Genomic DNA, 516 nt, shown 5'->3' with positions numbered 1-516 from the left:
CCCATTTTGAAATCAGGTACACATTATAGACCGGTGAACTCAATAAAAAGTTTCTGTTTTTGGAAATAAAAATTGAAAAAAATTCTAATTTATTCTGTTTGTTCAGCATCTTGTTGACTGTTTGAACGGCTGTCCTGACGAAAAATTCACACATTGATTCGATACGCCCTCCAGTTTAACCGCAGAAGAAGAAAATGAAAAAAACGAAGAGTTTTTTTAAACCCATTGACATTTTTATAAAAAGTATTAATATTAAAACTATTAAAAAATCGCATAAAAAGGTTTTCCTTATCAAGAGTGGTGGAGGGACTGGCCCTGTGAAACCCGGCAACCGCTGTCTATGACAGAATGGTGCTAAATCCTTAAGAGCATGTTCGTGCTCTTGAAGATAAGGAGGAGATTGAATATATCAAGCTCTTCCTTATCGGGAAGAGCTTTTTTATGTCTATAAAGAAAGAGGGATGAAGCATGACACAATCAACCGATGTACTGAAGCAAACGCCTGGAAGAAAAATC

The 516-nt window shown here is 35.9% G+C and carries 1 riboswitch.

Annotated elements, in window-relative coordinates:
- Positions 1-285: 285 nt before the first annotated feature.
- Positions 286-395, top strand: a riboswitch (SAM riboswitch).
- Positions 396-516: the final 121 nt, after the last annotated feature.

It is taken from the genome of Bacillus sp. LR--39, from assembly GCF_053613335.1.
Note: the sequence above shows the minus strand (reverse complement) of the source record. Positions and strands in the feature narration are given on the sequence as shown.